Below are 23,130 nucleotides of genomic sequence, written 5' to 3'. Positions count from 1 at the left end.
CTACCCCAGTCTGATTCGGTAGGAGAGTGCCTCCTGGACGTGCTGGAGTTCGGGGCGAGGAACCCCGGCGAGGTCCGCGATCGTCCAGGCGACCCGGAGCACACGGTCGTGCCCGCGCATGGTGACCTGCCCGCGCTCGAGCGCAACCGCGAGCGGCGCGTACGCCTCTCGCGCCGGGCGGTTGGCCGGAGTTCGGAGCCATCGTGAGATGACTCGGGCGTTGAGGCTCCAGGGCGTGGCGGCCAGGCGCTGGCGTGCGCGCGCTCTGGCGAGGCGGACCATCTCCCGCGCATCGGCGGTGCTGGTGGTCGATCGTGCTGCGGAGCTGCCGGGTTCTTCGAGCTGCGCCTCATGGTCGACGAGCCGGGCGCGGGCCGCGGAGACCCGCTCGACGCGCAGCTGCAGGTCGATGCGGTCGAGCAGCGGACCGGAGAGGCGAGCGAGGTAGCGTCGAGGTGCGGATGCGTCGCAGCGGCAATCGACGTCTGGGTCGCCGTGGTTGCCGCAGGGGCAGGGGTTCGCGGCCAGCACGAGCTGCATCTCGGCCGGGTAGGCGGCCCTCCCCTGCGCACGATGGATCTCGATGACGCCGTTCTCGAGTGGCTGCCGCATCGAATCGAGCGTGTGGCGCGAGAACTCCGGCGCCTCGTCGAGGAAGAGCACTCCGCCCGTCGCGAGGGAGATGGCGCCTGGGCGGATCATGCCGCTGCCGCCTCCGAGCAGCGCGACCGTCGAAGCCGTGTGGTGCGGCGCTTCGAACGGCGGCCGGCGGTCGAGGCGCGCTGAGAGCGGAATGCCGCGGAGCGAGCGAACCGCGGCAAGCGTGACGGCCGCCTCAGGTTCGAGATCGGGCAGGATGCCCGGCAGTCGCTCCGCCAGCATGGTCTTGCCTGCGCCTGGTGGCCCGAGCATCAGCAGGTGGTGGCCGCCGGCTGCGGCGATGACGAGGGTGCGCACGGCCGCTTCGTTGCCGACGACGTCGGAGAGGTCGAGCGCCGTGTCCTGCTCGTGCTGCTGCAGGTGCTGGTGCGGGCGGGCGCTGTCGCCTGGCTGCTCTTCCCGTGCGGTGGATCTGGCTGCGGGGCTGGAGGGATACGCCAGCTCCTCCGTGAGGTCGTCGGCGTCCGCGCCGTAGTGCAGCGCGACGGCCCGGAGCGAGGCGACGGCGACCACGCGGATGTCCTCGACGAGCTCCGCCTCGGCTTTCGAGTCTGCCGGCACGACTACGGTGTCGAACCCCGCGGCCCTGGCTGCGGCGACGGCCGGCAGGACGCCGACGACCGCCCTGACCTGCCCCGTCAACGAGAGCTCCCCGATGTGCACGGCCCTGGTCGGCGATTCTGCTGAGATGATGCCCGCCGCGGCCAGGAACGAGACGGCGATCGCGAGGTCGAACCCGGCGCCGTGCTTGCGCAGCGACGCCGGGTACATGTTCGTGATGACTCGGCTGGCCGGCAGCGGGCATCCGGAGCTCTGCAGCGCGGCTCGGACTCGCTCGCGCGCTTCCCCGAGCGAGGTGTCGGGCAGCCCGACGAGCTTGAAGAACGGCAGGCCGGGGCTGATCTGCGTCTCGACCTCGACGAGCTCGCCTCCGAGCCCCTCGAGCGCGATCGCCACCGAGTGGCCGACCGTGCCCTGCGTCACGCGCCGACCCCAGCAACGTGCTCCACATTGGGCGCTCGGTCGCGCGGTGCGACCACCGCGACCACGTCGAGGCGCATCGCGCCGCGCTCATCGGGATGCGCGAGCATCCAGAGCCCCGCGAGTCTCCGCATGCGCGCGAGCTTCACGGGCGTGATCGCCTCGAGCGGATGCCCCGCCGCGGTCGAACGCCTCGCCTTCACCTCCGTGAAGACGATGTACCCGCCCTGCCGCGAGACGATGTCGATCTCGCCCTCCCGACAGCGCCAGTTCCGCTCCACCACGTCGTGGCCGTGCTCCTCCAGGTACGCGGTCGCGAGATTCTCTCCGAGCCGCCCCAGCTGATCCTTGGCACGCATCCGCACCACCTCCCTTGCCGGGAGTCTGACCTGCCACGAGCGTCCGACCAGCGACGAGGAGGGACGGTGTGGACAACCTCTTGCCCACAGTCACGACGTCAGCAGAGTGCGGCACGGCAACGGGGCAGTGGCTTCGGCAGCGTCCCGACGTCCGGGAGACGTCGGCGTCAGAGGGACGCGGTCGCCCCCAGCCCTGCTCGGGGGGCACCCGAGAACAAGCCCGGCTGCAGTCGGGCCCCGGCTCAGCCCTTCTGCGCGAGGGCCAGCGGCAGCACGGCGCTCGCCCCGGCGAGACGAAGCTCGCGCGCGCACACCGTCATCGTCCAGCCGCTGTCGACGAAGTCATCGATGAGGAGCACGGGCCCCGCCGGGACCTCAAGCGAGCCTGCCGAGAACCGGCCCTCGACGTTCGAGAGCCGGAACGCGCTGTTCCCTCCAGGCTGACCGGCAGGCCCGCCGCGGACCAGGTCCAGGGAGCCGAGAAGCGGTAGGCGGCCCGCCTCGGCGATGCCCTCGGCAAGCGACGCGCTCAACCTGGGCCTCGAGCGCGATGGGACGAAAGCAACGGCCTGCGGGCGCGCGTCCCACTTCCACTCGGAGAGGATGCGGATGCACGCCTGCAGGAGCGGCCCCGTCACGGTCGTCTCCGGACCGGCAGCAGCGAACAGCTCGCGCAGCGGCCCACCCCAGCCGAGGTCGCTGAGCCGCGCGAGCACACGCCCCTCGGCCGCCTGCTGCTCTTTCGGGATGCGCCCCTTGAGGTCGACGCCGAGGCTCGCCATGCCGCTCGGCCATTGGCGTCGCGGTGCGATGTCGGCGCCGACACGGTCGAGCGCGGCACCGGCCCGCGCCTGCACCGCCGCGTCTGTCGTCGAGTCGAACCAGATGCCCGCGCAGTTGTCGCAGCGCCCGCACGGGGCGGCAGTCGAGTCGTCGAGCTGTCGCTGCAGGAACTCCATGCGGCAGCCGTCGGTGCGCTCGTAGTCGATCATGGCCTGTGCCTCCGCGGACCGGGCCGCGGCGATGCGCGAGTAGCGGTCGCCGTCGTAGCTCCACGCCTGCCCGGTGGAGACCCAGCCGCCCTGCTCGCGCCGCACGGCGCCGTCGACATCGAGCACCTTCAGCAGCAGCTCGAGGCGCGACCGGCGGAGGTCGACCGCAGACTCGAGCGCGACCGTCGACCTGGGCGAACCTCCGAGCGCGCCGAGTACCGCCTGGGCGCGCTCCTCGTCTGGCATGGAGACCGTCGCGAAGTACTCCCAGATGGCACGGTCCTCCTCACCTGGCAGGAGCAGCACGTCGGCGGAGGCGCTTGATCGCCCGGCACGGCCCACCTGCTGGTAGTAGGCCACAGGTGACGACGGTGCGCCGAGGTGCACCACGAAACCCAGGTCGGGTTTGTCGAAGCCCATGCCGAGCGCACTCGTCGCGACGAGCGCCTTGACCTCGTTGCGCTTGAGCGCGGCCTCGAGGCGCTCGCGCTCGTCTGGGTCGGTCTTGCCCGTGTACGCGGGCGCGTGGATGCCCGCCTCGCGGAGCGCCGCTGATGTGTCTTCGGCGCCAGCCACGGTGAGGGTGTAGATGATGCCGGACCCCGGGAGCTCGTCGAGGTGCTGCAGCAGCCAGGCGAGTCGCTCACGGGCGTTGCCGAGCCGCAGCACGCCGAGGCGCAGGCTCGCACGGGCGAGCGGGCCGCGGATGGTCAGGATGCCGCTGCGGCCGAGCTGCTCCTCGATGTCGTGCACCACGCGCTCGTTCGCGGTCGCGGTCGTCGCGAGCACGGGGATGTCGGCGCCCAGACCGGAGATCAGCGACGCGATGCGTCGGTAGTCGGGGCGGAAGTCGTGGCCCCAGTCGGAGATGCAGTGCGCCTCGTCGACCACGACGAGGCCCGTGCGTGCCAAGAGCTCGGGCAGCTGCGTGTCTCTGAACTCGGGGTTGTTGAGCCGCTCGGGCGAGACGAGCAGCACGTCGATCTCGTCGGCCGCCAGCTGCTCGCGGATGCTCGCCCACTCGTGCGCGTTCGCCGACGACATCGACACGGCGCGGACACCCGCCCGGCTCGCGGCCTCCACCTGGTCGCGCATGAGCGCGAGCAGCGGCGAGATGAGGATGGTCGGGCCCGCTCCCCTGGCGCGCAGCATGAGGCTCGCGATGAAGTAGACGGCCGATTTGCCCCAGCCCGTGCGCTGCACGACGAGGACTCGCCTCCGCTCATCGACGATCGCCGAGATCGCCTCGAGCTGCCCGTCGTGGAAGACTGCGTCGTCTCGGCCGACCAGGGCCCGGAGGATCTGGGTTGCGGCGGATGCGGTGGCCTCGGGAATCGTCGTGTCTGTCACCCCATGAGGCTCCCACGAACCACCGACATCGGCGTTCAGGCGGCGCGTCGCGTCCGCTCGAGCGCGAGTGCCCTCCGGAGCCCGTCCGCGCTACTCGTCGAGTGCGAGCTCCTTGGGGAGCTCGAACTCCTTCGAACCGGTCTCCTCGACGTTGACGTCCTTGAACGTCAGCACTCGAACCTGCTTCACGAAGCGGTCGGAGCGGTAGATGTCCCAGACCCAGACGTCCTTCATCGTGAGCTCGAAGTAGAAGTCGTGCTCGGTGTCGCGCCTGACCAGGTCCACGCTGTTCGCGAGGTAGAAGCGGCGTTCGGTCTCGATCACGTACTTGAACTGCCCCGCGACGTCGCGGTACTCGCGAAACAGGGAGAGCTCCTGCTCGCGCTCGTAATCGTCGAAATTCTCGTCGTCCATGATCCGCCCAGTCTAGGGGGTCGCGGCCCGAAGCCACGTGTGCCGGTGGAGCTCGCTCGGACCCGTCGCGGCGATCGCCGCGAGGTGGGCCGCGCTGCCGTATCCCTTGTTCGACTCCCACAGGTACTCGGGATGCGCTTCCGCAGCCGAGACCATGAGGGCGTCGCGCTCGAGCTTCGCGATCACGGAGGCCGCGGCCACTGAGGTGCAGTCGCGGTCGGCTTTCGGTCGCACCACGACGCGCAGCGGCGTCGAGAGGCACGGAGAGAGCCAGTCGTGCGAGCCGTCCAGCAGCACCACCGCATCCGCGACCGGCACCCCGATCGCGTGCAGCTCGGCGAGGGCCCTCTTGGCGGCCGCCCCGAGGCAGGCCGTGATGCCGCGTTCGTCGATCTCGATGGCGCTCGCGTAGCCGACGCCGACGCCCATCGCCCACGCCTCGATGCCAGCGCGCGCCTCGAGTCGGCGCTTCGCGCTCAGCAGCTTCGAGTCGCGCACACCAGCGGGCGCCGTGAGCTCGATCCGTCTGACGTCGATGGCACACGCGCCCACCGCGACCGGGCCGGCGATCGCGCCGCGCCCGACCTCGTCGACGCCGATGACGACCGGGGCTGTGAGCAGCAGCTCGCGTTCGAGTTCGAGCGTCGGGTCGACCGGTGGGGTCACTCCTGGTCCGTCCGCTCGGGCACGCGATCGAAGACCTCTGGGTAGTTCCCGAGGAACGTGAACCTGTCGAGCGGCCAGTTGAGCAGGAACGCCTTGCCGACGACGTCGTCGACGGGCACGAAGCCGCCCCCTGGCTCGTCCTGGTGGTAGCGGGAGTCCTCGGAGTTGTAGCGGTTGTCGCCCATGACCCACAGGTGACCTTCCGGCACGGTCACGTCGAACGGCATTCCGGATGCGGCCTGACCGTCCTGGAGCAGCAGGTACGGCTCGCCGATCGGCAGCCCGTTGATGAGCACCTGCCCGTACTCGTTGCAGCAGGAGACGACGTCGCCAGGCAGGCCGATGACACGCTTGATGAGGTGGTTGCTCGTCTCCTCGGGCTTCAACCCGACGAACTCGAGCGCGCCATCGACGGCCGCCTGCGAGCCCGACTTGGCGGGTGGCGTGACCACGGGCAGCCATCCGCCCGGGTCCTCGAACACGACGATGTCGCCGCGCTCGATGCCGACCAGATCTGGGACCAGCAGGTTCACGAGCACTCGGTCCTCGACGACGAGGGTGTCGTTCATCGATGCCGAGGGGATGTAGAAGGGTCGGAGCAGGAACGTCTTGATGAGCATCGACATGACGATCGCGAGGACGGCGACGATGACCAGGTCGCGCGCGAACGAGAGCATGGCCTTGCCGAGACCACGACTGGGCGCCGGAACCGGCTCGTCGTCGGCGATGAGCCCGGTGGCGTGGATGGGCGCGTCTGCGATCGCGGAGGAGCCGAGCCCAGCGGGCCGTGCGGCTCGCCCGAGGCGGTGCCGCCCCTCATGGGGCGGTCTGCCGTGGGATGGGGCGCGGAGGTCGCGCGCACTCGCGTCGCCCATGGCTCCCCCTCGCGGTCGGTCCGCGGTGGCGGAACCCTCAGTCAGTGTGTGGAACGACACGAATGGCTCCCGCGTTGGGGAGCCATTCGCCTACTGCTTGAAGCTTAGTTGTCGCGCTTCTCACGGATCTTCGCAGCCTTGCCACGACGGCCACGCAGGTAGTAGAGCTTCGCACGACGCACGGCGCCGCGGGAGACGATCTCGATCTTCTCGATGACCGGGGTGTGCACGGGGAACGTGCGCTCGACGCCCACCTGGAAGCTGACCTTGCGGACCGTGAAGGTCTCGCGGACGCCGGCGCCCTGACGTGCGATGACAACACCCTGGAAGACCTGGACGCGCGAGCGCGTGCCTTCGACGATGTTCACGTGCACCTTGACGGTGTCGCCGGGGCGGAAGTCTGGGACATCGCTGCGCAGCGATGCTGCGTCGATGACATCGATAACGTTGGTCATGATTTCGCTCTCTGCAGTCGCCACAGGTCGGCTGCGAAGGTCAGTGAAGAGGTTGGCGTGCATCGCGAAGTGCTCTCGTCCCCTGTGGCAGAGTCGAGCCGCGGCACAAGGATCCAGTAAACCATGCCGACGTTGCCCCCGCAATGCGAGAGCGGGCCAGCTCAGCGACGTTCGTCGTCCGGTTCGGCGTCGAGCGTGATGATCTTGCCGGCATCCGGCCCGGAGGCGCCCCCGGGCCCCGACGTCGGCGTCCTGTTTCCCGGCGTCCCAGGCGTTCCGGGCATTCCGGGCCCCGCCATCCCCGGCATCGTGCCGAAGAGGCCGAACGGGTTCGCCTGCGGGCCGGCCGCCTGCGCAGCGGCGAGGCGCTCCTGGACCACGGCGGTGAGCCGGCGACGCGCGATGGAGCCTGCGACCACCATCGACAGGAACGCGGCGGCGAGCACCCAGAGGCCCGGGGCATCCGGCACCACTGCGCCGGCCGCCCACAGCAGCCACGGCACGACGATGAGCGGCAGGTCGCGTGCCTGCAGCGCCTTGCTCTCCCGGATGTCCGGCCGGAGCCAGAAGTTCGCGGAGAGGATGAGCAGCCCCGCGACGGCCGCGAGACCCGCGAAGCCGAAGACGAACAGGCGGCCGACCGGCGCTCCCAAGATGAGCCAGCCCACGAACTGCCAGGCTGCGAGGAAGAGCGCAGCGGGGAGGAGTGCGCGGTAGACGAGACGGCCGATGCCCATGATGCAACGCTACGGGAGGATCCCGAGCGGAGGCAGAGACGTTCGCTCATGGCACGAGCGCCGGTACGATTGGCGGATGATCGAGCTGCGCACCCAGAACGAAATCGAAGAGATGCGACCCGCGGGGCGCTTCGTCGCCGAGGTCCTCAGCGAGCTCTCGCAGAGCGCCGGGGTCGGCACGAACCTCCTCGAGCTCGACGCCAGAGCCCACGAGCTCATCACGAAGCGCGGCGCGAAGAGCTGTTACATCGACTACCACCCCTCCTTCGGCGCCTCGCCGTTCGGCAAGGTCATCTGCACGTCGGTCAACGACGCCGTCCTGCATGGACTCCCGCACGACTACGCCCTCAAGGACGGCGACGTCCTCACGCTCGACTTCGCCGTCGCCGTCGACGGCTGGGTCAGCGACTCGGCGATCACGGTGGTCGTCGGCACGCCCCGCGAGGCCGACCTGCGCCTCATCGACACCACCGAGGTGGCACTCGAGGCGGCCATCGAGGCGGCTCGCCCCGGCAACAAGCTCGGGGACATCTCGCACGCCATCGGCCAGGTCGCGAAGAACGCCGGCTACCCCGTCAACGTCGAGTTCGGTGGCCACGGGGTCGGCCGAACCATGCACCAGGAGCCGAGCGTCCCCAACCGCGGACGCGCGAACCGCGGCATGCCGCTCAAGCCGGGCCTCGTGCTGGCACTCGAGCCCTGGCTGCTCGAGACGACGGACAAGCTCGTCCAGGATGCCGACGGCTGGACCCTCCGAAGCGCGGACGGCTCGCGGGGCGCGCACAGCGAGCACACGGTCGTCATCACGGACGGCGACCCGATCATCCTCACCGCGCGCAGCTAGCTGGCGGCGGCTAGCGGAGTTCGGGCGGGAGCAGCTCGGGGCGGACGCGGCGCGTGCGCTCGAGCTGCTGCTCGCGGCGCCACGCGGCGATCTTCGCGTGGTGGCCGCTCAGCAGCACGTCGGGGACCTCGCGGCCTCGCCAGAGCGCTGGCTTCGTGTAGCTCGGGTATTCGAGCAGGCCGTCCTCGTGCGACTCCTCGACGAGCGACTCCGGGTTGCCGACGACGCCTGGCACGAGCCGACCGAACGCCTCGATCATGGCGGTCACGGCGACCTCTCCCCCGTTGAGCACGTAGTCTCCGAGGCTGACGAGCTCGACCCTGGCACGCTCGGCGGTGTCATCGAAGACGCGCTGGTCGATGCCCTCGTAGCGACCGCAGCCGAAGACGATGTGCGGCTCGAGCGCGTAGCGCCTCGCAGTCGCCTGCGTGAAGACCGTCCCGGCTGGCGACGGGAAGACGACAAGCGGTCGAGCATCCTCGGCGTCGTCGGCGACGGCGAGCCCCGAGGCACCACGATCACGCGCAGCATCGCCCAGGATGGCGTCGATCGTCTGCCCCCACGGCTCCGGCTTCATGACCATGCCGGCGCCCCCGCCGTACGGGGTGTCGTCGACCGTGCGGTGCCGGTCGGTTGTCGCATCGCGCAGGTCGTGCACACGAACATCGATGATGCCGTCCTGCCGCGCCTTGCCGAGCAGAGAGACGTCGAGCACCTGGAAGAACTCGGGGAAGATCGTGACGATGTCGACGCGCATGGGCTCCAGCTTAAGCGGATGCGCGCCCGCAGCTAAGTGCGGGCGCGCAGAACGCAGATGAGGGGACGAGGCTATTCGGCGTCAGCCTTGGGCTCGGCGGCGGGCGCCTCTGCTTCGACCTGCGCCTCATCGACCTCTTCGAAGAGGCCGTTGGGCGGGGTGATGCTGACGATGCCGGCCTCGAGGTCGACCTCGGCGACGATGGCCTTCACGAGTGGGACCAGCACCTCCGCGTCCTCGGTCTTGACGACGAGGAGGTCCTGGGCTGGGAAGTGCTCGACGCGGATGACCTGGCCGACGGATGTGCCATCGCGCCGGACATCGAGCCCGACGAGCTGGTGGTCGTACCAGGCGTCGTCCTCGAGCTCCTCTGCGTCGTTGGAGTCGACCCAGAGAATGGCCTTCGCGAGGCTCTCCGCGGCCGTCCGGTCGCCGATGCCGACGAAGAAGCCGACGGGGTGCCCGTTGTACCAGCGGAGTTCGTGCAGTTCCAGGCTCTTGCCGTGCCACTCGCTGTCGGTCGGCACCTGGAGGCTGAAGCTCGCGCCTGGCACGAAGCGCCGGTCGGGCTCATCGGTGAAGAGCTCGAGCTTGATGGCACCCTTCAGTCCGTGGGCCTTGGTGAGGCGACCGACACGGAGCTGGGTGATGCCCTTCTTCTTGCCTGCCACCTCAGTCGTCAACTACGTCGACGCGAACTCGGCGGCCGTCGGCAAGCGCGGTCACGACGGTGCGCAGCGCCTTGGCGGTGCGGCCGGAGCGACCGATGACGCGGCCGAGGTCCTCGGAGTGCACACGCACTTCGAGGACCTCGCCGCGCGCAGCCGTGCTGCGGTCCACGCGGACATCGTCGGGGTGATCGACGATTCCCTTGACGAGATGTTCCAGCGCGGAAGCGAGCATGACTAGGCCTCGACCTCTTCGGTCGCTGCTTCTTCGGTGACCTCTTCGGCGGCCGGAGCTGCCTTGGGCTCAGCCTTGGGGCGCAGGACAGGCTTCTTGCCGGCCTCTGCGACGAAGGGGACCTTGCCCTCAGGTGCCTTGACCTGGTTCTCGGTCGAGCCTTCGCCCGTGAACTTGCCCCAGTCGCCCGTGAGCTTGAGGAGCACGACGACGGCCTCGGAGGCCTGTGCGCCGACGCTCAGCCAGTACTGTGCACGCTCCGAGTTGACCTCGATGAGCGAGGGGTTCTCGGTGGGGTGGTACTTGCCGATCTCCTCGATGACGCGACCGTCGCGCTTGGTGCGCGAGTCGGCGACGACGATGCGGTAGTAGGGTGCCCGGATCTTGCCCAGGCGCTTCAGACGAATTTTGACAGCCACGTGTCTCCTGATGGTGTGTGTATCGGCGAACGACAGCCGGAGGGCGTGGGGCACACTCGGCAGAGCTCAATGGTGAACCGCGGGCCGGATTAGAGGGTCGAGCCCGCGAGGCTCAACTGCCTAGTTTGGCAGATTCTCGGCCAGTTAGCCAACCGCAGAATCATCGCTCGATGTCCCGCGGCCATCGCGGTCATCGGCCCAGTCGCTCGAGCGTTCCGCTGCGCGCTGTCGGCGCTGGACGAAGAAGAGCACGATGCCGCCGAGGAGCACGAGCAGAACGGCCCCGATGACGTACGGAACGAAGTCCTGCGCACCCGCGGTCGCGAGCTCCGAGAGTGCATCCGAGTAGCGCATGAGGGCCTCCGCTTCGCGGGCGGCGCCTGCCGTCGCCCGACTCCTCCCCCTATCTTGCGGCGGATTCGGAATACCCCGCAATGCAGACACGCCGCGACCACTGGTGCGTCTACGCTTCAACCATGCGTTTCGCCTCATCAGAGCGTTCGACACTCGGCGTCGAATGGGAGCTCGGTATCGTCGACGCTGCGTCGCGCGAGCTGACCGGCATCGCTCCAGAGCTCATCGCCCGCCTCGACGACGAGCGGTTCACGAAGGAGTTCCTGACGAACACCGTCGAGCTCGTGACGGGGGTGCACCGTTCCGCGGGAGCGGCCGTCGACGAGCTGCGCGACTTGAGGGACTCCCTGCTGACTGCCGCGGACGAGGCTGGCGCGGCGGTCATCGGCTCCGGCACGCATCCGTTCTCGAAGTGGCGCGAGCAGCAGCGCTCCCCCGGTGAGCGCTACCGCATGGTCGCCGAGCGATCCGGGCGCTGGGGCGGACAGCTCGCGATCTGGGGCGTGCACACCCACATCGGGATCGAGGACTGCCGGAAGGTGCCCGCGGTCATGCGGGCCGCGCTCGCCAACTACCCCCTCATGCTCGCGCTCTCCGCATCGAGCCCGTACTGGCAGGGCGAGGACACGACCTTCAGCTCCCACCGCACGATGATCTTCCAGCAGCTCCCGACGGGTGGCCTCCCGCCGGAGATGGAGACGTGGGAGGACTACGAGCGAGTCGCCCATGACGTGCTCCACACGGGCATCGTCGACGAGGTGCAGGAGCTGCGCTGGGACGTGCGCCCCTCGGCGCAGTGGGGCACGGTGGAGATCCGCATCTCGGACGGGGCGACGAACCTCCGCGAGCTCGGAGCCATGGTCGCGCTCAACCACGTCATCGTCGAGCACGCGTCTCGGGAGCTCGACGCCGGCAGGGACACGGATCGCCTCCCGTCGTGGTTCGTGCGCGAGAACAAATGGCGTGCGGCCCGCTATGGACTCGACGCCATCATCATCGAGGACGCGGACGGCAACGAGCGCCCCGTCACGGAGGTGCTCGCCGAGCGCATCGAGGGCGACTACCTGCAGGTCGCGGAGGACCTCGGATGCACGCGGGAGCTCGCCGTGATCGCGGAGATCATCGAGGGTGGCTCGTCGAGCGACCGGCAGCGTCGCGTGGCGGAGCGGCACGACGGCGCGCTTGTCCCCGTCGTCGACTCGCTCATCGAGGAACTCAAGGCCTGACGCACGCCGAACGGCGGCCGGAGATCGGGCCGATGAGGGTGACCGTTCGACTTTGTTACTTTGTCAGGACAATAGGTGTATGCTGACTCTCGTCCTCGTTCACCATCGGACTGAAAGTTGTACAGAGCCGTATGACCACTACAACAGCAACGTCAGCGTTCGACCTCATCACGCTCGGCCGTGTTGGCGTCGACATCTACCCTCTCCAGACCGGAGTCGGGCTCGAGGATGTCTCCACATTCGGGAAGTTCCTCGGCGGCAGTGCGACGAACGTCGCGGTCGCGGGCGCCAAGCACGGCCTGAACTCCGCGGTCATCACCCGCACGGGTGACGACCCCTTCGGCCGCTACATCGTGCGGGAGCTCGAGCGCCTCGGCGTCAGGAGCGACTTCGTGACGAGTGACGACTCGCTCGCCACTCCGGTCACGTTCTGCGAGATCTTCCCGCCTGACGACTTCCCCCTCTACTTCTACCGGCAGCCCAAGGCACCGGATCTCAACATCGAGGCCGAGACGCTCGACCTCGACGCGATCCGCGACGCCAAGATCTTCTGGGCGACCGTCACCGGCCTCTCCGAGGAGCCGAGCCGGGCCGCGCACCACGCTGCATTCGCCGCTCGTGCCCGCCGCGACCACACCATCCTCGACCTCGACTACCGCGCCATGTTCTGGCCGGATGCCGCAACTGCGACGGCCGCGATCGAGCCGATCCTCGCGCAGTCGACGATCGCCATCGGCAACAAGGAGGAGTGCGAGGTCGCCGTCGGTGAGACCGAGCCCCAGCGGGCAGCGGATGCGCTCCTCGAGCGAGGAGTCGACATCGCGGTCGTCAAGCAGGGCCCGCGCGGCGTCCTCGCCAAGACCCGAGAGGGATCCATCGAGGTGCCGACGCACTTCGTCGACGTCATCAACGGCCTCGGAGCCGGCGACAGCTTCGGCGGCGCGTTCTGCAAGGGCCTCATCGCCGGCTGGGACCTCGAGCACATCCTGCGCTTCGCGAACGTCGCCGGGGCCATCGTGGCCTCGCGACTCGAGTGCTCGACCGCCATGCCATCGACGGCGGAGGTCGACGAGATCCTGAAGGAGAACTCCCTTGCCTGAGCAGTACCGGATCCTCGACGAGGCCGCCTTCGAGAAGCTCCGCGACGCACGAGCTGACGGCCCTTCGGCCCTGCGCGAGGCGCTCGCCGGCCGGAAGCGCCGGACTTCGCTGCTTCCAGAAGACCGCAGGCTCTTCTTCGTGGCGGCCGACCACCCGGCGCGCGGCGCGCTCGGCGTCCGCGACGACGCCATGGCCATGGCCGATCGCTACGACCTGCTCGACCGCCTCGCGCTCGCCCTCTCCCGCCCTGGTGTCGATGGCGTGCTCGGCACGCCCGACGTCATCGACGATCTCGCCCTGCTCGGTGCCCTCGACGACAAGCTCATCGTCGGCTCCATGAACCGCGGCGGACTCCGGGGCGCGAGCTTCGAGATGGACGACCGCTTCACCGGGTACGACGTCGACTCGATGGTGCGCGACGGCATCGACTTCGCGAAGACCCTCCTGCGGGTGAACCTCTCCGACGCGGGCACGGTCTCGACGCTCGAGGCCAACGCACGCGCCGTCGACGACGCGGCGGCGGCCTCCCTGCCGATCATGCTCGAGCCGTTCATGAGTGAGTGGAAGGACGGGCGGATCGTCAACGACCTCTCGGCGGACGCCGTCATCACCTCGATCGCCATCGCCTCGGGTCTCGGCAACAGCTCCGGGTCGACCTGGATGAAGCTGCCCGTCGTCCCCGAGATGGAGCGCGTGATGGCGGCGACGACCATGCCGACGCTGTTGCTCGGCGGAGAGCCGAACGGCGACCAGGAAGCGGTCTACGCGAAGTGGGCCGAGGCCCTCGCGCTTCCCGGAGTTCGCGGCCTCGTCGTCGGCCGCACCCTCCTCTATCCCGCAGACGGCGACGTCGCGGCGGCCGTCGACACGGCCGCGCGCCTCGTGCATACCCCGAGCTGAGCTCGGACCGCCGACACCCTCACGTCGCGGCAGCTGCCGCATCCACTCGCGCCGCTCCCAACCCGGTGCACCACAGCGAAGGAAGATCAATGACTGACACTGCTCTGCCCACGATCCGGCACTGGATCGACGGCGCTTACTCAACCACCGCGCCGGCGCGCACCTCGCCGGTCTTCAACCCCGCCCTCGGCACCGCGACGGGCAACGTCGCTCTCGCCGACGACGCCGAGATCAACGCAGCGATCGCCGCCGCGAAGGCCGCGTTCCCCGGCTGGTCCAACACCTCGATCGCGAAGCGCCAGAACATCATCTTCAAGTTCCGCGAGCTGCTGAACGAGCGGAAGCTCGAGCTCGCGAAGATCATCACGTCCGAGCACGGCAAGGTCGTGTCCGACGCGGCCGGTGAGATCCAGCGCGGCCTCGAGGTCGTGGAGCTCGCGACCGGGTTCCCCCACATCATGAAGGGCGACTTCACCGAGAACGCGTCCACCGGTGTGGATGTGTTCTCCATCAAGCAGGCGCTCGGCGTGGTCGGCATCATCAGCCCCTTCAACTTCCCCGCGATGGTGCCCATGTGGTTCTTCCCCATCGCGATCGCCGTCGGCAACACGGTCGTGCTCAAGCCCTCCGAGAAGGACCCCTCCGCGGCGCTCTGGCTCGCGGAGCTCTGGAAGGAAGCCGGCCTCCCCGACGGTGTCTTCAACGTCCTCCACGGCGACAAGCAGGCCGTCGACGGCCTCCTGAACCACGACGACGTCGCCGCGATCAGCTTTGTCGGCTCCACGCCCATCGCGCAGTACATCTACGAGACCGCCTCCAAGAACGGTAAAAGGGTCCAGGCGCTCGGTGGGGCGAAGAACCACATGCTCGTGCTCCCCGACGCCGACCTCGACCTCGTCGCCGACCAGGCCATCAACGCCGGCTACGGCTCCGCGGGCGAGCGGTGCATGGCCATCAGCGTGGTCCTCGCGATCGAGCCCGTCGCCGACCAGCTCATCGAGAAGGTGAAGGAGCGCATCGCGAAGCTCCGCATCGGCGACGGCACCCCCACCGACACCCACACGGAGCCCGACATGGGCCCCATCGTCTCGGAAGTGCACCGCGACAAGATCGCCTCCTACATCCAGATCGCGAAAGACGACGGCGCGGACGTGCTCGTCGACGGCCGCGAGATCAAGGCGGAAGGCGCCGACGGCGGGTTCTGGCTCGGCCCGACCCTCATCGACAACCTCCCCACCACCAGCCGCGCCTACACGGAAGAGATCTTCGGCCCCGTCCTCGGCATCGTCCGCGTCAAGTCGTTCGAGGAGGGCGTGGAGCTCATCAACACCGGCCAGTTCGGCAACGGCACCGCGATCTTCACCAACGACGGCGGCGCCGCCCGCCGCTTCCAGAACGAGATCCAGGTCGGCATGATCGGCATCAACGTGCCCATCCCCGTCCCCGTCGCCTACTACTCCTTCGGCGGCTGGAAAGACTCCGCGTTCGGCGACTCCAAGGCCTACGGCCTCCAGGGCTTCCACTTCTACACCCGCGAGAAAGCCGTCACCAGCCGCTGGCTCGACCCCGCCAAGCACGGCGGCATCAACCTCGGCTTCCCCGAGAACGACTGAGCAGCCCAGAACGACTAGCCTCCACCGGCTAGCCAGACCATTCGCACCTAGAAAGACTCACGAGCAATGTCCTCACACGCAGCAGCAGAGAACACCTGGTTCAGGGCCCGCGGAGCCCTCTCGCGAGACGGCTGGGAGAGCGTCGTCGATGCGACGCTCCCCGGCTGGGAACACACGGGCATCCGAGTCGCAGACCTCTCCGATGGTGTGCGCCTCGAGCTGCCCGCAGGCGACATTGAGCGAATGGTCATCCCCCTCCGCGGAGACGCGGCCCTCGAGCTCGACGGGGCGGATGCGCCCGCATCCGTCGAGCTCGAGGGCCGCCCCTCGGTCTTCGACGGTCCGGCAGACGTCGCCTACCTGCCCGTCGGCACCAGTGCCGTCGTCACGGGGAACGGCAGGGTCGCCGTCGCCGAGGCGCCGACGACCCAGGTCTTCCCGTTCCAGGTGCTCCGCAAGGGCGACGTGCCGGTCGAGCTGCGCGGCGCCGGCCGCTCGAGCCGGCAGGTGCAGAACTTCGGCATCCCCGGCTCGCTGCAGGCCGCCAAGCTCATCGTGTGCGAGGTCATCACACCGGCCGAGAACTGGTCGTCGTACCCGCCCCACAAGCACGACGAGCACCACCCGGGCCACGAGAGCCGCCTCGAGGAGATCTACTACTTCGAGAGCGAGCCCACCAAGAACGCGACGGTCCCCGAGGGCGCTGACGCCTTCGGCATGTTCGCGACCTACACGTCGCCGGCGGGTGAGATCTCCATCAACGAGATCGTGCGCACGGGAGACATCGCGCTGGTCCCGTTCGGCTACCACGGCCCCGCCGTCGCGGCCCCAGGCTACGACCTGTACTACCTCAACGTCATGGCCGGCCCAGATGAGGCGCGCGAATGGCTCATCAGCGACGACCCGGCCCACGGCTGGGTGCGCGAGCAGTGGACCTCCCAGGAGTTCGACTCCCGCCTCCCCTACGGCCCCCAGCAGTAACGCCGCGCTTCCAGCGCACCAGCACCAGCACCAGCACCAGCTCAGTACCAACGCAGAAAGATGACGCAGATGTCAACCAAGCGAATGACCGTCGGCCAGGCGCTCGTCGAGTTCCTCGGCAAGCAGTACACCGTCGACGGCGACGTGCGCGAGCGCACGATCCCCGGCATGTTCGGGATCTTCGGCCACGGCAATGTCGCCGGCATCGGCCAGGCGCTCAAGCAGGCCAACGTCGAAGACCCGAGCCTCATGCCGTACTTCCAGGCGCGCAATGAGCAGGCGATGGTGCACCAGTCGGTGGGCTACGCGCGCATGCGGCGCCGCCGCGCGACGTACGCGAGCGCCGCATCCGTCGGACCGGGCGCCGCCAACATGCTCACGGGTGCCGCCCTCGCGACGGCCAACCGCCTGCCGGCACTGCTCCTGCCGAGCGACACCTTCGCGACGCGCGTCTCCGACCCCGTGCTGCAGCAGCTCGAGTTCCCGCACGACACGGGCATCCAGGTGACGGATGCGTTCCGTCCCCTCTCCCGCTTCTTCGACCGCGTGCAGCGCCCCGAGCAGCTGTTCTCGATCGCACTCGCCGCCATGCGCGTCCTCACCGACCCTGCCGAGACGGGTGCCGTGACGATCGCGCTGCCGGAGGACGTCCAGGCCGAGCTCATCGACGTGCCGCTCGCCTTCCTCGAGGAGCGCGAGTGGCACATCCGCCGTCCCCTCCCCGAGGCCGGTCCGCTCGCCCGTGCTGTCGAGGCGATCAAGAACGCGAAGAACCCGATCATCGTCGCGGGCGGCGGCGTCATCTACTCGGGAGCTGAGGACGAGCTGCGCGCTTTCGTCGAGGCCACCGGCATCCCGGTCGGCACGAGCCAAGCCGGCGGCGGGTCCCTCGACTGGGACCACCCGCAGTACCTCGGCGGCATCGGAGCCACCGGCACGACCGCCGCGAACCGCCTCGCGGCGCAGGCCGACGTCGTCATCGGCATCGGCACGCGCTACAGCGACTTCACGACGGCAAGCCGCACGGTGTTCCAGAACGACGGCGTGCGCTTCGTCAACATCAACGTGGCCGCCTTCGACGCCTACAAGCACGGCTCGCAGCTGCCCGTCGTGGCGGATGCGCGCGAGACGCTCGTGAAGCTCATCGGCGCCCTCTCCGGGTTCCGCGTGAGCGACGACTACTCGCGGCAGATCGCCGCCGAGAAGAGCGGGTGGGATGCGGCCGTCGACGCCGCGTTCGAGCCGAGCGGCCTCGAGCTGCCGGGCCAGCCCGAGATCATCGGCGCTGTGCAGGGCGCAAGCGACCCGCGCGACGTCGTCGTCCAGGCCGCCGGCTCCCTGCCGGGCGACCTGCACAAGCTCTGGCGCGTGCGCGACCCGCTCGGCTACCACGTCGAGTACGCGTTCTCCTGCATGGGCTACGAGATCGCAGGCGGCATGGGCGTGCGCCGCGCGGCTCCCGACCGCGACGTGATCGTCATGGTCGGCGACGGCTCGTACCTCATGCTCCACACCGAGCTCGTGACTGCCGTCGCCGAGGGCATCAAGATCATCGTCGTGCTGATCCAGAACCACGGCTACGCCTCCATCGGCCACCTCTCCGAGACGGTCGGCTCCGAGCGCTTCGGCACCTGGTACCGCGCCTTCGACGAGGCCGGCTCGAACTTCCAGGGCGACGAGATCCTCCCCGTCGACCTCGCCGCCAACGCGCGCAGCTACGGCATCACCACGATCGAGATCGAGCCGAGCGCCAACGCCATCAGCGACCTGCGCGACGCCATGGCCGCGGCGAAGGCATCTGACACCTCGACCCTCATCCACATCAACAGCAACCCGCTCCTCTACGCCCCCGACGGCGAAGGATGGTGGGATGTGCCGGTCGCCGAGACCTCCACGCTCGACTCCACGAAGAGCGCGCTCGAGGCCTACAAGGAGCAGAAGGCCGCCCAGCGGCCGCTCCTCGGCTGACGCCACGACAACACCCTCTTCTCGACCTCCCCGAACGACCCTCAACAGAAAGCAGACGACGATGTCGCAGAGCATCCGAATCGGAACCGCACCTGACTCCTGGGGCATCTGGCTCCCCGACCACCCGGGCCAGATCCCGTGGCAGACCTTCCTCGACGAGGTCGTCAAGGCCGGTTACACGTGGATCGAGCTCGGCCCGTACGGCTACCTCCCCACCGACCCCAACCAGCTCTCCGACGAACTCGAGTCGCGCGGCCTGAAGCTCTCGGCCGGAACCGTCTTCACGGGTTTCCACAACGAGGACGAGAGCCAGTGGCAGCGCGCCTGGGACCAGGCCATCGCCGTCGCGGGGCTTGCCTCGAAGCTCGGCGCCGAGCACCTCGTGACGATCCCCGACATGTGGCGTGACGACATCACGGGCCAGGCGAAGGAGCCCCGCACGCTCGACGCCGAGCAGTGGACGCGCCTCGCGGCCGGCCATGACCGCCTCGGCAAGGCACTCCTCGAGGAGTACGGCGTCAAGCAGCAGTTCCACTCGCACGCCGACAGCCACGTCGGCACGTACCGCGAGGTCGAGCGCCTGCTCACCGAGACCGACGCTCGGTACACGAACCTCTGCCTCGACACGGGTCACTTCTCGTACTACGGCGGCGACAGCCTGCGCCTCATGAACGCCTACCCCGAGCGCATCGGCTACCTGCACCTCAAGCAGGTCGATCCTGACCGCCTGTTCGACGTCCTCAAGAACGATGTTCCGTGGGCCGAGGCCGCAGCCGACATGATCATGGTCGAGCCGCCGAACGGCATCCCGGAGCTCGGCCCCATCGTGGCCCGTGCCGCCGAGATCGACCCGAACATCTTCGGCATCGTCGAGCAGGACATGTTCGGCTGCTCGGCCGACCGCCCGTACCCGATCGCCGAGCGCACGCTCAAGCACATCTGCGGCTCCACGCCGGCAGCCCGCGCGAAGTAGCGCCAGAGAAGAACAGGAACCATCGACATGACTTCAACTGACCTCCGCGTCGGCGTCGTCGGCGCCGGCCTCATGGGCGCAGACCACATCGCCCGCATCACGAAGCGCATCAGCGGTGCCAGCGTCGCGGCCGTCATCGAGCCGGACGAGGGACGCGGCACCGCGGCCCTGCAGAACGCGCCGGGCGCGCAGTGGTTCACGAGCATCGAGGACGCCATCGCGGCGAACGCCGTCGACGCGGTGGTCATCGCGACGCCAGGCAAGTTCCACGAGCCCGTGCTCCTGCCCGCCCTCGCGGCGAAGCTCCCCATCCTGTGCGAGAAGCCGCTGACGGCAGACTCCGCGTCGTCCCTGCGCGTCGTCGAGGCCGAGATGGCCGCGTCGGACCGACCGCTCATCCAACTCGGCTTCATGCGCCGCTTCGACGCCGAGTACGCCCGCCTGCGCGAGATCATCGCCTCGGGCGAGGCAGGCGAGCTGCTCGCGCTGCGCGCCGTGCACCGCAACCCCGACGTGCCCGAGACGTACACGCAGGACATGCTCATCAACGACTCGGTCGTGCACGAACTCGATGTCATCCCGTGGCTCGCGGGCAGCGAGATCCGCAGCATCGAGATCAAGTACATGCGTCGCAACCCGAACTCGCCCGAGCGCCTCCGCGAGCCGATCCTCGTGCTCATGGAGCTCGAGAACGGCATCCTCGTCGACGTCGAGATGAACGTCAGCATCAAGTTCGGCTACCAGGTCGCGACCGAGGCAGTGTTCTCGAACGGGCTCGCCCGCATCGGCCAGGCCAACGGAGTGCAGACCTGGTCGGACGGCTCGTTCGCGAAGGAGGAGCACCGCTCGTTCGTGACCCGCTTCGCGGCCGCCTACGACGTGCAGATCCAGCGCTGGGTGGATGCGGTCGCCCGCGGAACCATCGACGGCCCGGACGCGTGGCACGGCTACCGCGTCGCGCTCGCCTGCGAGGCCGGCGTGAAGGCGTTCGACGGTGGCATCGTCGAGGTCCAGCAGGTCGAGCGCCCCGCGTTCTACGACAAGGCGTAAGGAGAGACCCCATGGTTCGCATCGCACTGGACCCGACGCCGTTCCACCACGACGCCGGCTTCCTCGAGTTCCCGGACATCGCAGCCCGCCTCGGCTACGAGTACCTGCAGATCACGCCCCACCCCGACTTCTCCTGGTTCTTCCGTCACCCGTCGGCCGACGACGCGTACGCGCTGAAGTTCAAGAAGCGGGCGGCGGATGCAGGGGTCAAGATCCCCGCCATCCTGCCGGTGCAGCGCATCTCGGGGCCGGAGGAAGCCGGCCGCCTCGCGGCGGTCCGCAACTTCACGCGGGTCATCGAGTTGGCGTCGCTGCTCGAGATCCCCGTGATCAACACGGAGTTCAGCGGAGAGCCCTCCCAGTTCAACGAGTCGGAGGACGCCTTCCACCGCTCGATGGAGACGCTGCTGCCGATCCTCGAGCGCGAGGGCATCCAGCTCAACATCGACCCGCACCCCAACGACTTCGTCGAGGACGGGCTCGAGGGGTGGCGCGTCATCCGCGGTCTGAACAGCAAGAACGTGGGCTTCGTCTACGTCGCCTCGCACACCTTCCACTACGGCGACCGGGCGAGGACGCTGCTCCCCGAACTGGGTGAGCGGCTCGGCGCCGTCTACACGGCGGACACGTTCGACCACCACCGGTCGCACGGCCTGCGCTACATCTCGAACCCTCCAGGGAACGAGGCGCGCATCCACCAGCACCTCCGCATCGGCGACGGCGACGTCGACTTCGCGGAGCTCTTCGCGACGCTGAAGCAGGTCGGGTACCTCGACCGCCCGGACGCGCTCATCGTCTCGAACGTCTTCGCAGAGGACGAGCGGGCCGACGAGGTCTCGAAGTTCCAGCTCGAGAAGATCCGGGAGCTTGTCGCCTCCTCCTGACACTGTGTGGCCCCGCAGCTCTGAGCTGCGGGGCCATTGTCACTCTCGACAAATTTGTCAGGACATATTCACATCACGTCATTCTTCGGTTACCATCAAGACACGCGTTCGCAGAAGACGCGCCAGCAGCACCGCACAACCTTGCTCCACCTCGCAGCATCCACGACAAGGACGTCCAAATGGCCTCATCGCATCCGGCGGGCAATACCGCCGAGAAATCACTTCCGCCCCTCACAGCTGGGCCGCACCGTTCGCGGCTCGGGCTGATCTCGATCGTCGCGTGCTTCGGCGGTCTCCTCTTCGGCTACGACACCGGTGTCATCAACGGCGCCCTGAACCCCATGACCGAGGAGCTCGGTCTGACGCCGCTCACCGAAGGCGTCGTCACGAGCTCGCTCGTCTTCGCGGCCGCCATCGGCGCGATCTTCTGCGGCCGCCTCTCCGACGGCTGGGGCCGCCGCAAGACCATCATCATGCTCGCCGTGCTCTTCTTCCTCGGCACGCTCGTCGTCGTCTTCACCCCGAACTTCGAGGTGCTCGTCGTCGGCCGCATCCTCCTCGGTCTTGCCGTCGGCGGAGCGTCCACGGTCGTCCCGGTCTTCTTGGCCGAGCTGGCACCCTACGAGATCCGCGGGTCGATCTCAGGCCGCAACGAAGCCGCCATCGTCATCGGACAGCTCTCCGCGTTCATCATCAACGCCATCCTCGGCAACACGCTCGGACACCTCGACGGCGTCTGGCGCATCATGTTCGCCATCTGCGCCATCCCGGCCATCTGCCTCTTCTTCGGCATGCTGCGCATGCCGGAATCACCCCGCTGGCTCGTCGAGAAGGGCCGCGACGCCGAGGCGCTCGAGGTGCTCAAGACCGTCCGCTCACCCGAGCGCGCCGAAGCTGAGCTCGCACAGGTCGAGAAGGTCGCGCTGGAAGAGGGCCAGGAGAAGCAGGTCGGCTTCGCAGCCATCCTCAAGAACAAGTGGCTCCTGCGCATCCTGCTCGTCGGCATCGGACTCGGTGTCGCCCAGCAGCTCACGGGCATCAACTCGATCATGTACTACGGCCAGATCGTGCTCATCGAGTCCGGCTTCGACTCGAGCGCGGCCCTCATCGCCAACATCGCGCCAGGCGTCATCGCCGTGGTCGGTGCATTCATCGCGCTCTCCTACATGGACAAGTTCGACCGCCGCAAGACGTTCATCATCGGCTTCACGCTGACGACGATCTGCCACCTGCTCATCGGCCTGTCTTCGATGCTGCTCGAGGTCGGCAACCCGCTGCGCCCCTGGGTCATCCTGTTCCTCGTCGTCGCGTTCGTCGGGTCGATGCAGACGTTCCTCAACGTGGCCGTCTGGGTCTACCTCTCCGAGGTCTTCCCGCTGCACATGCGCGGCATCGGCATGGGCGTCTCGATCTTCTTCCTCTGGGTCGCGAACGGCTTCCTCTCGCTGTACTTCCCCTCGCTCGTCGACGGAATGGGCATCACTGGAACCTTCTTCCTGTTCGGCGCGCTGAACGTGGTCGCGCTCATCTTCGTCGCAACGCAGATCCCGGAGACCCGCGGCCGCACGCTCGAGTCACTGGATGAGGGCGTCACGACCGGCGCGATCTTCCTTCCGACCGCGAAGAAGTAACCCCCTCTGCAGCAATGAGCGATGGGCTCGGCCGTTC

At 68.6% G+C, this 23,130-nt stretch carries 24 protein-coding genes; 11 read left to right on the top strand and 13 right to left on the bottom strand.

The annotated features are described in order from the left end of the window. From HDC34_RS13825 to HDC34_RS13795, 8 genes are all read right to left on the bottom strand, one after another. Positions 1–1,644: a YifB family Mg chelatase-like AAA ATPase gene (locus HDC34_RS13825; RefSeq protein ID WP_179557425.1), complete on the bottom strand. Its 1,644-nt coding sequence runs from the start codon at positions 1,642–1,644 to the stop codon at positions 1–3. Then, positions 1,641–2,000 (bottom strand): YraN family protein, encoded by a 360-nt coding sequence (locus HDC34_RS13820; RefSeq protein WP_179557424.1) that lies wholly within the window; start codon positions 1,998–2,000, stop codon positions 1,641–1,643. The genes HDC34_RS13825 and HDC34_RS13820 overlap by 4 nt, the downstream gene beginning before the upstream one ends. Positions 2,001–2,242: 242 nt before the next feature. Further along, positions 2,243–4,342 carry a RecQ family ATP-dependent DNA helicase gene (locus HDC34_RS13815; RefSeq protein ID WP_308807348.1) on the bottom strand — a complete coding sequence of 700 codons (2,100 nt, stop codon included), beginning with the start codon at positions 4,340–4,342 and terminating at the stop codon, positions 2,243–2,245. 90 nt (positions 4,343–4,432) lie between these two features. Then, positions 4,433–4,756 carry a DUF2469 family protein gene (locus tag HDC34_RS13810; RefSeq protein WP_068484088.1) on the bottom strand — a complete coding sequence of 108 codons (324 nt, stop codon included), beginning with the start codon at positions 4,754–4,756 and terminating at the stop codon, positions 4,433–4,435. Positions 4,757–4,768: 12 nt separating this feature from the next. Next, the gene (locus tag HDC34_RS17905) at positions 4,769–5,422 is read right to left on the bottom strand and encodes a ribonuclease HII (RefSeq protein ID WP_258068050.1); all 654 of its coding nucleotides are present in this window, start codon (positions 5,420–5,422) and stop codon (positions 4,769–4,771) included. Next, positions 5,419–6,297: a signal peptidase I gene (gene lepB / locus HDC34_RS17900; RefSeq protein ID WP_249312498.1), complete on the bottom strand. Its 879-nt coding sequence runs from the start codon at positions 6,295–6,297 to the stop codon at positions 5,419–5,421. The genes HDC34_RS17905 and lepB overlap by 4 nt, the downstream gene beginning before the upstream one ends. Before the next feature lie 104 nt (positions 6,298–6,401). Beyond that, a complete protein-coding gene (gene rplS, locus HDC34_RS13800; protein WP_068484112.1) occupies positions 6,402–6,752 on the bottom strand; it encodes a 50S ribosomal protein L19 in 351 nt (116 codons plus the stop codon). A 161-nt stretch (positions 6,753–6,913) separates the two neighbouring features. Beyond that, the gene (locus HDC34_RS13795) at positions 6,914–7,489 is read right to left on the bottom strand and encodes a hypothetical protein (RefSeq protein ID WP_179557422.1); all 576 of its coding nucleotides are present in this window, start codon (positions 7,487–7,489) and stop codon (positions 6,914–6,916) included. A gap of 76 nt (positions 7,490–7,565) precedes the next feature. Here HDC34_RS13795 and map point away from each other — a divergent pair, with 76 nt between their 5' ends. Then, positions 7,566–8,333, top strand: a complete 768-nt coding sequence (map, locus tag HDC34_RS13790; RefSeq protein WP_179557421.1) for a type I methionyl aminopeptidase — start codon at positions 7,566–7,568, stop codon at positions 8,331–8,333. 10 nt (positions 8,334–8,343) lie between these two features. Here map and trmD read toward each other — a convergent pair whose 3' ends face one another. The 5 genes from trmD to HDC34_RS13765 form a co-directional block, all read right to left on the bottom strand. After that, positions 8,344–9,090: a tRNA (guanosine(37)-N1)-methyltransferase TrmD gene (gene trmD / locus HDC34_RS13785; RefSeq protein ID WP_179557420.1), complete on the bottom strand. Its 747-nt coding sequence runs from the start codon at positions 9,088–9,090 to the stop codon at positions 8,344–8,346. Between the two features lie 71 nt (positions 9,091–9,161). Further along, the gene (gene rimM / locus HDC34_RS13780; RefSeq protein WP_308807365.1) at positions 9,162–9,761 is read right to left on the bottom strand and encodes a ribosome maturation factor RimM; all 600 of its coding nucleotides are present in this window, start codon (positions 9,759–9,761) and stop codon (positions 9,162–9,164) included. 1 nt (position 9,762) lies between these two features. Beyond that, positions 9,763–9,993 carry an RNA-binding protein gene (locus HDC34_RS13775; RefSeq protein WP_068484100.1) on the bottom strand — a complete coding sequence of 77 codons (231 nt, stop codon included), beginning with the start codon at positions 9,991–9,993 and terminating at the stop codon, positions 9,763–9,765. Between the two features lie 2 nt (positions 9,994–9,995). Next, positions 9,996–10,412, bottom strand: coding sequence for a 30S ribosomal protein S16 (gene rpsP / locus HDC34_RS13770; protein ID WP_179557418.1), 417 nt, complete (start codon positions 10,410–10,412; stop codon positions 9,996–9,998). Positions 10,413–10,556: 144 nt separating this feature from the next. After that, positions 10,557–10,766 carry a hypothetical protein gene (locus HDC34_RS13765; RefSeq protein ID WP_179557417.1) on the bottom strand — a complete coding sequence of 70 codons (210 nt, stop codon included), beginning with the start codon at positions 10,764–10,766 and terminating at the stop codon, positions 10,557–10,559. Between the two features lie 122 nt (positions 10,767–10,888). Between HDC34_RS13765 and HDC34_RS13760 the strand changes: the two genes are divergently transcribed. The 10 genes from HDC34_RS13760 to HDC34_RS13715 all read left to right on the top strand — a co-directional run bounded on the left by HDC34_RS13760 (position 10,889) and on the right by HDC34_RS13715 (position 23,093). After that, on the top strand, positions 10,889–11,992 hold the full coding sequence (locus HDC34_RS13760; protein WP_179557416.1) for a glutamate--cysteine ligase: 1,104 nt from the start codon (positions 10,889–10,891) through the stop codon (positions 11,990–11,992). 131 nt (positions 11,993–12,123) lie between these two features. Next, the gene (iolC, locus tag HDC34_RS13755; protein WP_104311331.1) at positions 12,124–13,092 is read left to right on the top strand and encodes a 5-dehydro-2-deoxygluconokinase; all 969 of its coding nucleotides are present in this window, start codon (positions 12,124–12,126) and stop codon (positions 13,090–13,092) included. Continuing rightward, complete coding sequence (locus HDC34_RS13750; RefSeq protein ID WP_218855256.1) at positions 13,085–13,993, top strand: deoxyribose-phosphate aldolase; 909 nt, start codon at positions 13,085–13,087, stop codon at positions 13,991–13,993. The genes iolC and HDC34_RS13750 overlap by 8 nt, the downstream gene beginning before the upstream one ends. An 89-nt stretch (positions 13,994–14,082) precedes the next feature. After that, a complete protein-coding gene (locus tag HDC34_RS13745) occupies positions 14,083–15,606 on the top strand; it encodes a CoA-acylating methylmalonate-semialdehyde dehydrogenase (protein ID WP_179557415.1) in 1,524 nt (507 codons plus the stop codon). Positions 15,607–15,672: 66 nt separating this feature from the next. Next, a complete protein-coding gene (gene iolB, locus HDC34_RS13740) occupies positions 15,673–16,587 on the top strand; it encodes a 5-deoxy-glucuronate isomerase (protein ID WP_179557414.1) in 915 nt (304 codons plus the stop codon). 69 nt (positions 16,588–16,656) lie between these two features. Then, positions 16,657–18,555 carry a 3D-(3,5/4)-trihydroxycyclohexane-1,2-dione acylhydrolase (decyclizing) gene (gene iolD, locus HDC34_RS13735; protein ID WP_374100768.1) on the top strand — a complete coding sequence of 633 codons (1,899 nt, stop codon included), beginning with the start codon at positions 16,657–16,659 and terminating at the stop codon, positions 18,553–18,555. 61 nt (positions 18,556–18,616) lie between these two features. Then, positions 18,617–19,528 (top strand): sugar phosphate isomerase/epimerase, encoded by a 912-nt coding sequence (locus HDC34_RS13730; protein WP_179557412.1) that lies wholly within the window; start codon positions 18,617–18,619, stop codon positions 19,526–19,528. Positions 19,529–19,555: 27 nt separating this feature from the next. Then, on the top strand, positions 19,556–20,578 hold the full coding sequence (locus HDC34_RS13725) for a Gfo/Idh/MocA family protein (protein WP_179557411.1): 1,023 nt from the start codon (positions 19,556–19,558) through the stop codon (positions 20,576–20,578). 11 nt (positions 20,579–20,589) lie between these two features. Next, complete coding sequence (locus tag HDC34_RS13720; protein WP_179557410.1) at positions 20,590–21,462, top strand: sugar phosphate isomerase/epimerase; 873 nt, start codon at positions 20,590–20,592, stop codon at positions 21,460–21,462. A gap of 179 nt (positions 21,463–21,641) precedes the next feature. Next, positions 21,642–23,093 carry a sugar porter family MFS transporter gene (locus HDC34_RS13715; RefSeq protein ID WP_104311297.1) on the top strand — a complete coding sequence of 484 codons (1,452 nt, stop codon included), beginning with the start codon at positions 21,642–21,644 and terminating at the stop codon, positions 23,091–23,093. The last annotated feature ends 37 nt before the right edge of the window (positions 23,094–23,130 follow it).

The sequence above is a fragment of the Pseudoclavibacter sp. JAI123 genome (assembly GCF_013409665.1).
In the GTDB taxonomy this organism is placed as follows: Bacteria; Actinomycetota; Actinomycetes; order Actinomycetales; family Microbacteriaceae; genus Pseudoclavibacter.
This window is presented reverse-complemented; position numbering and strand designations above follow the sequence as displayed.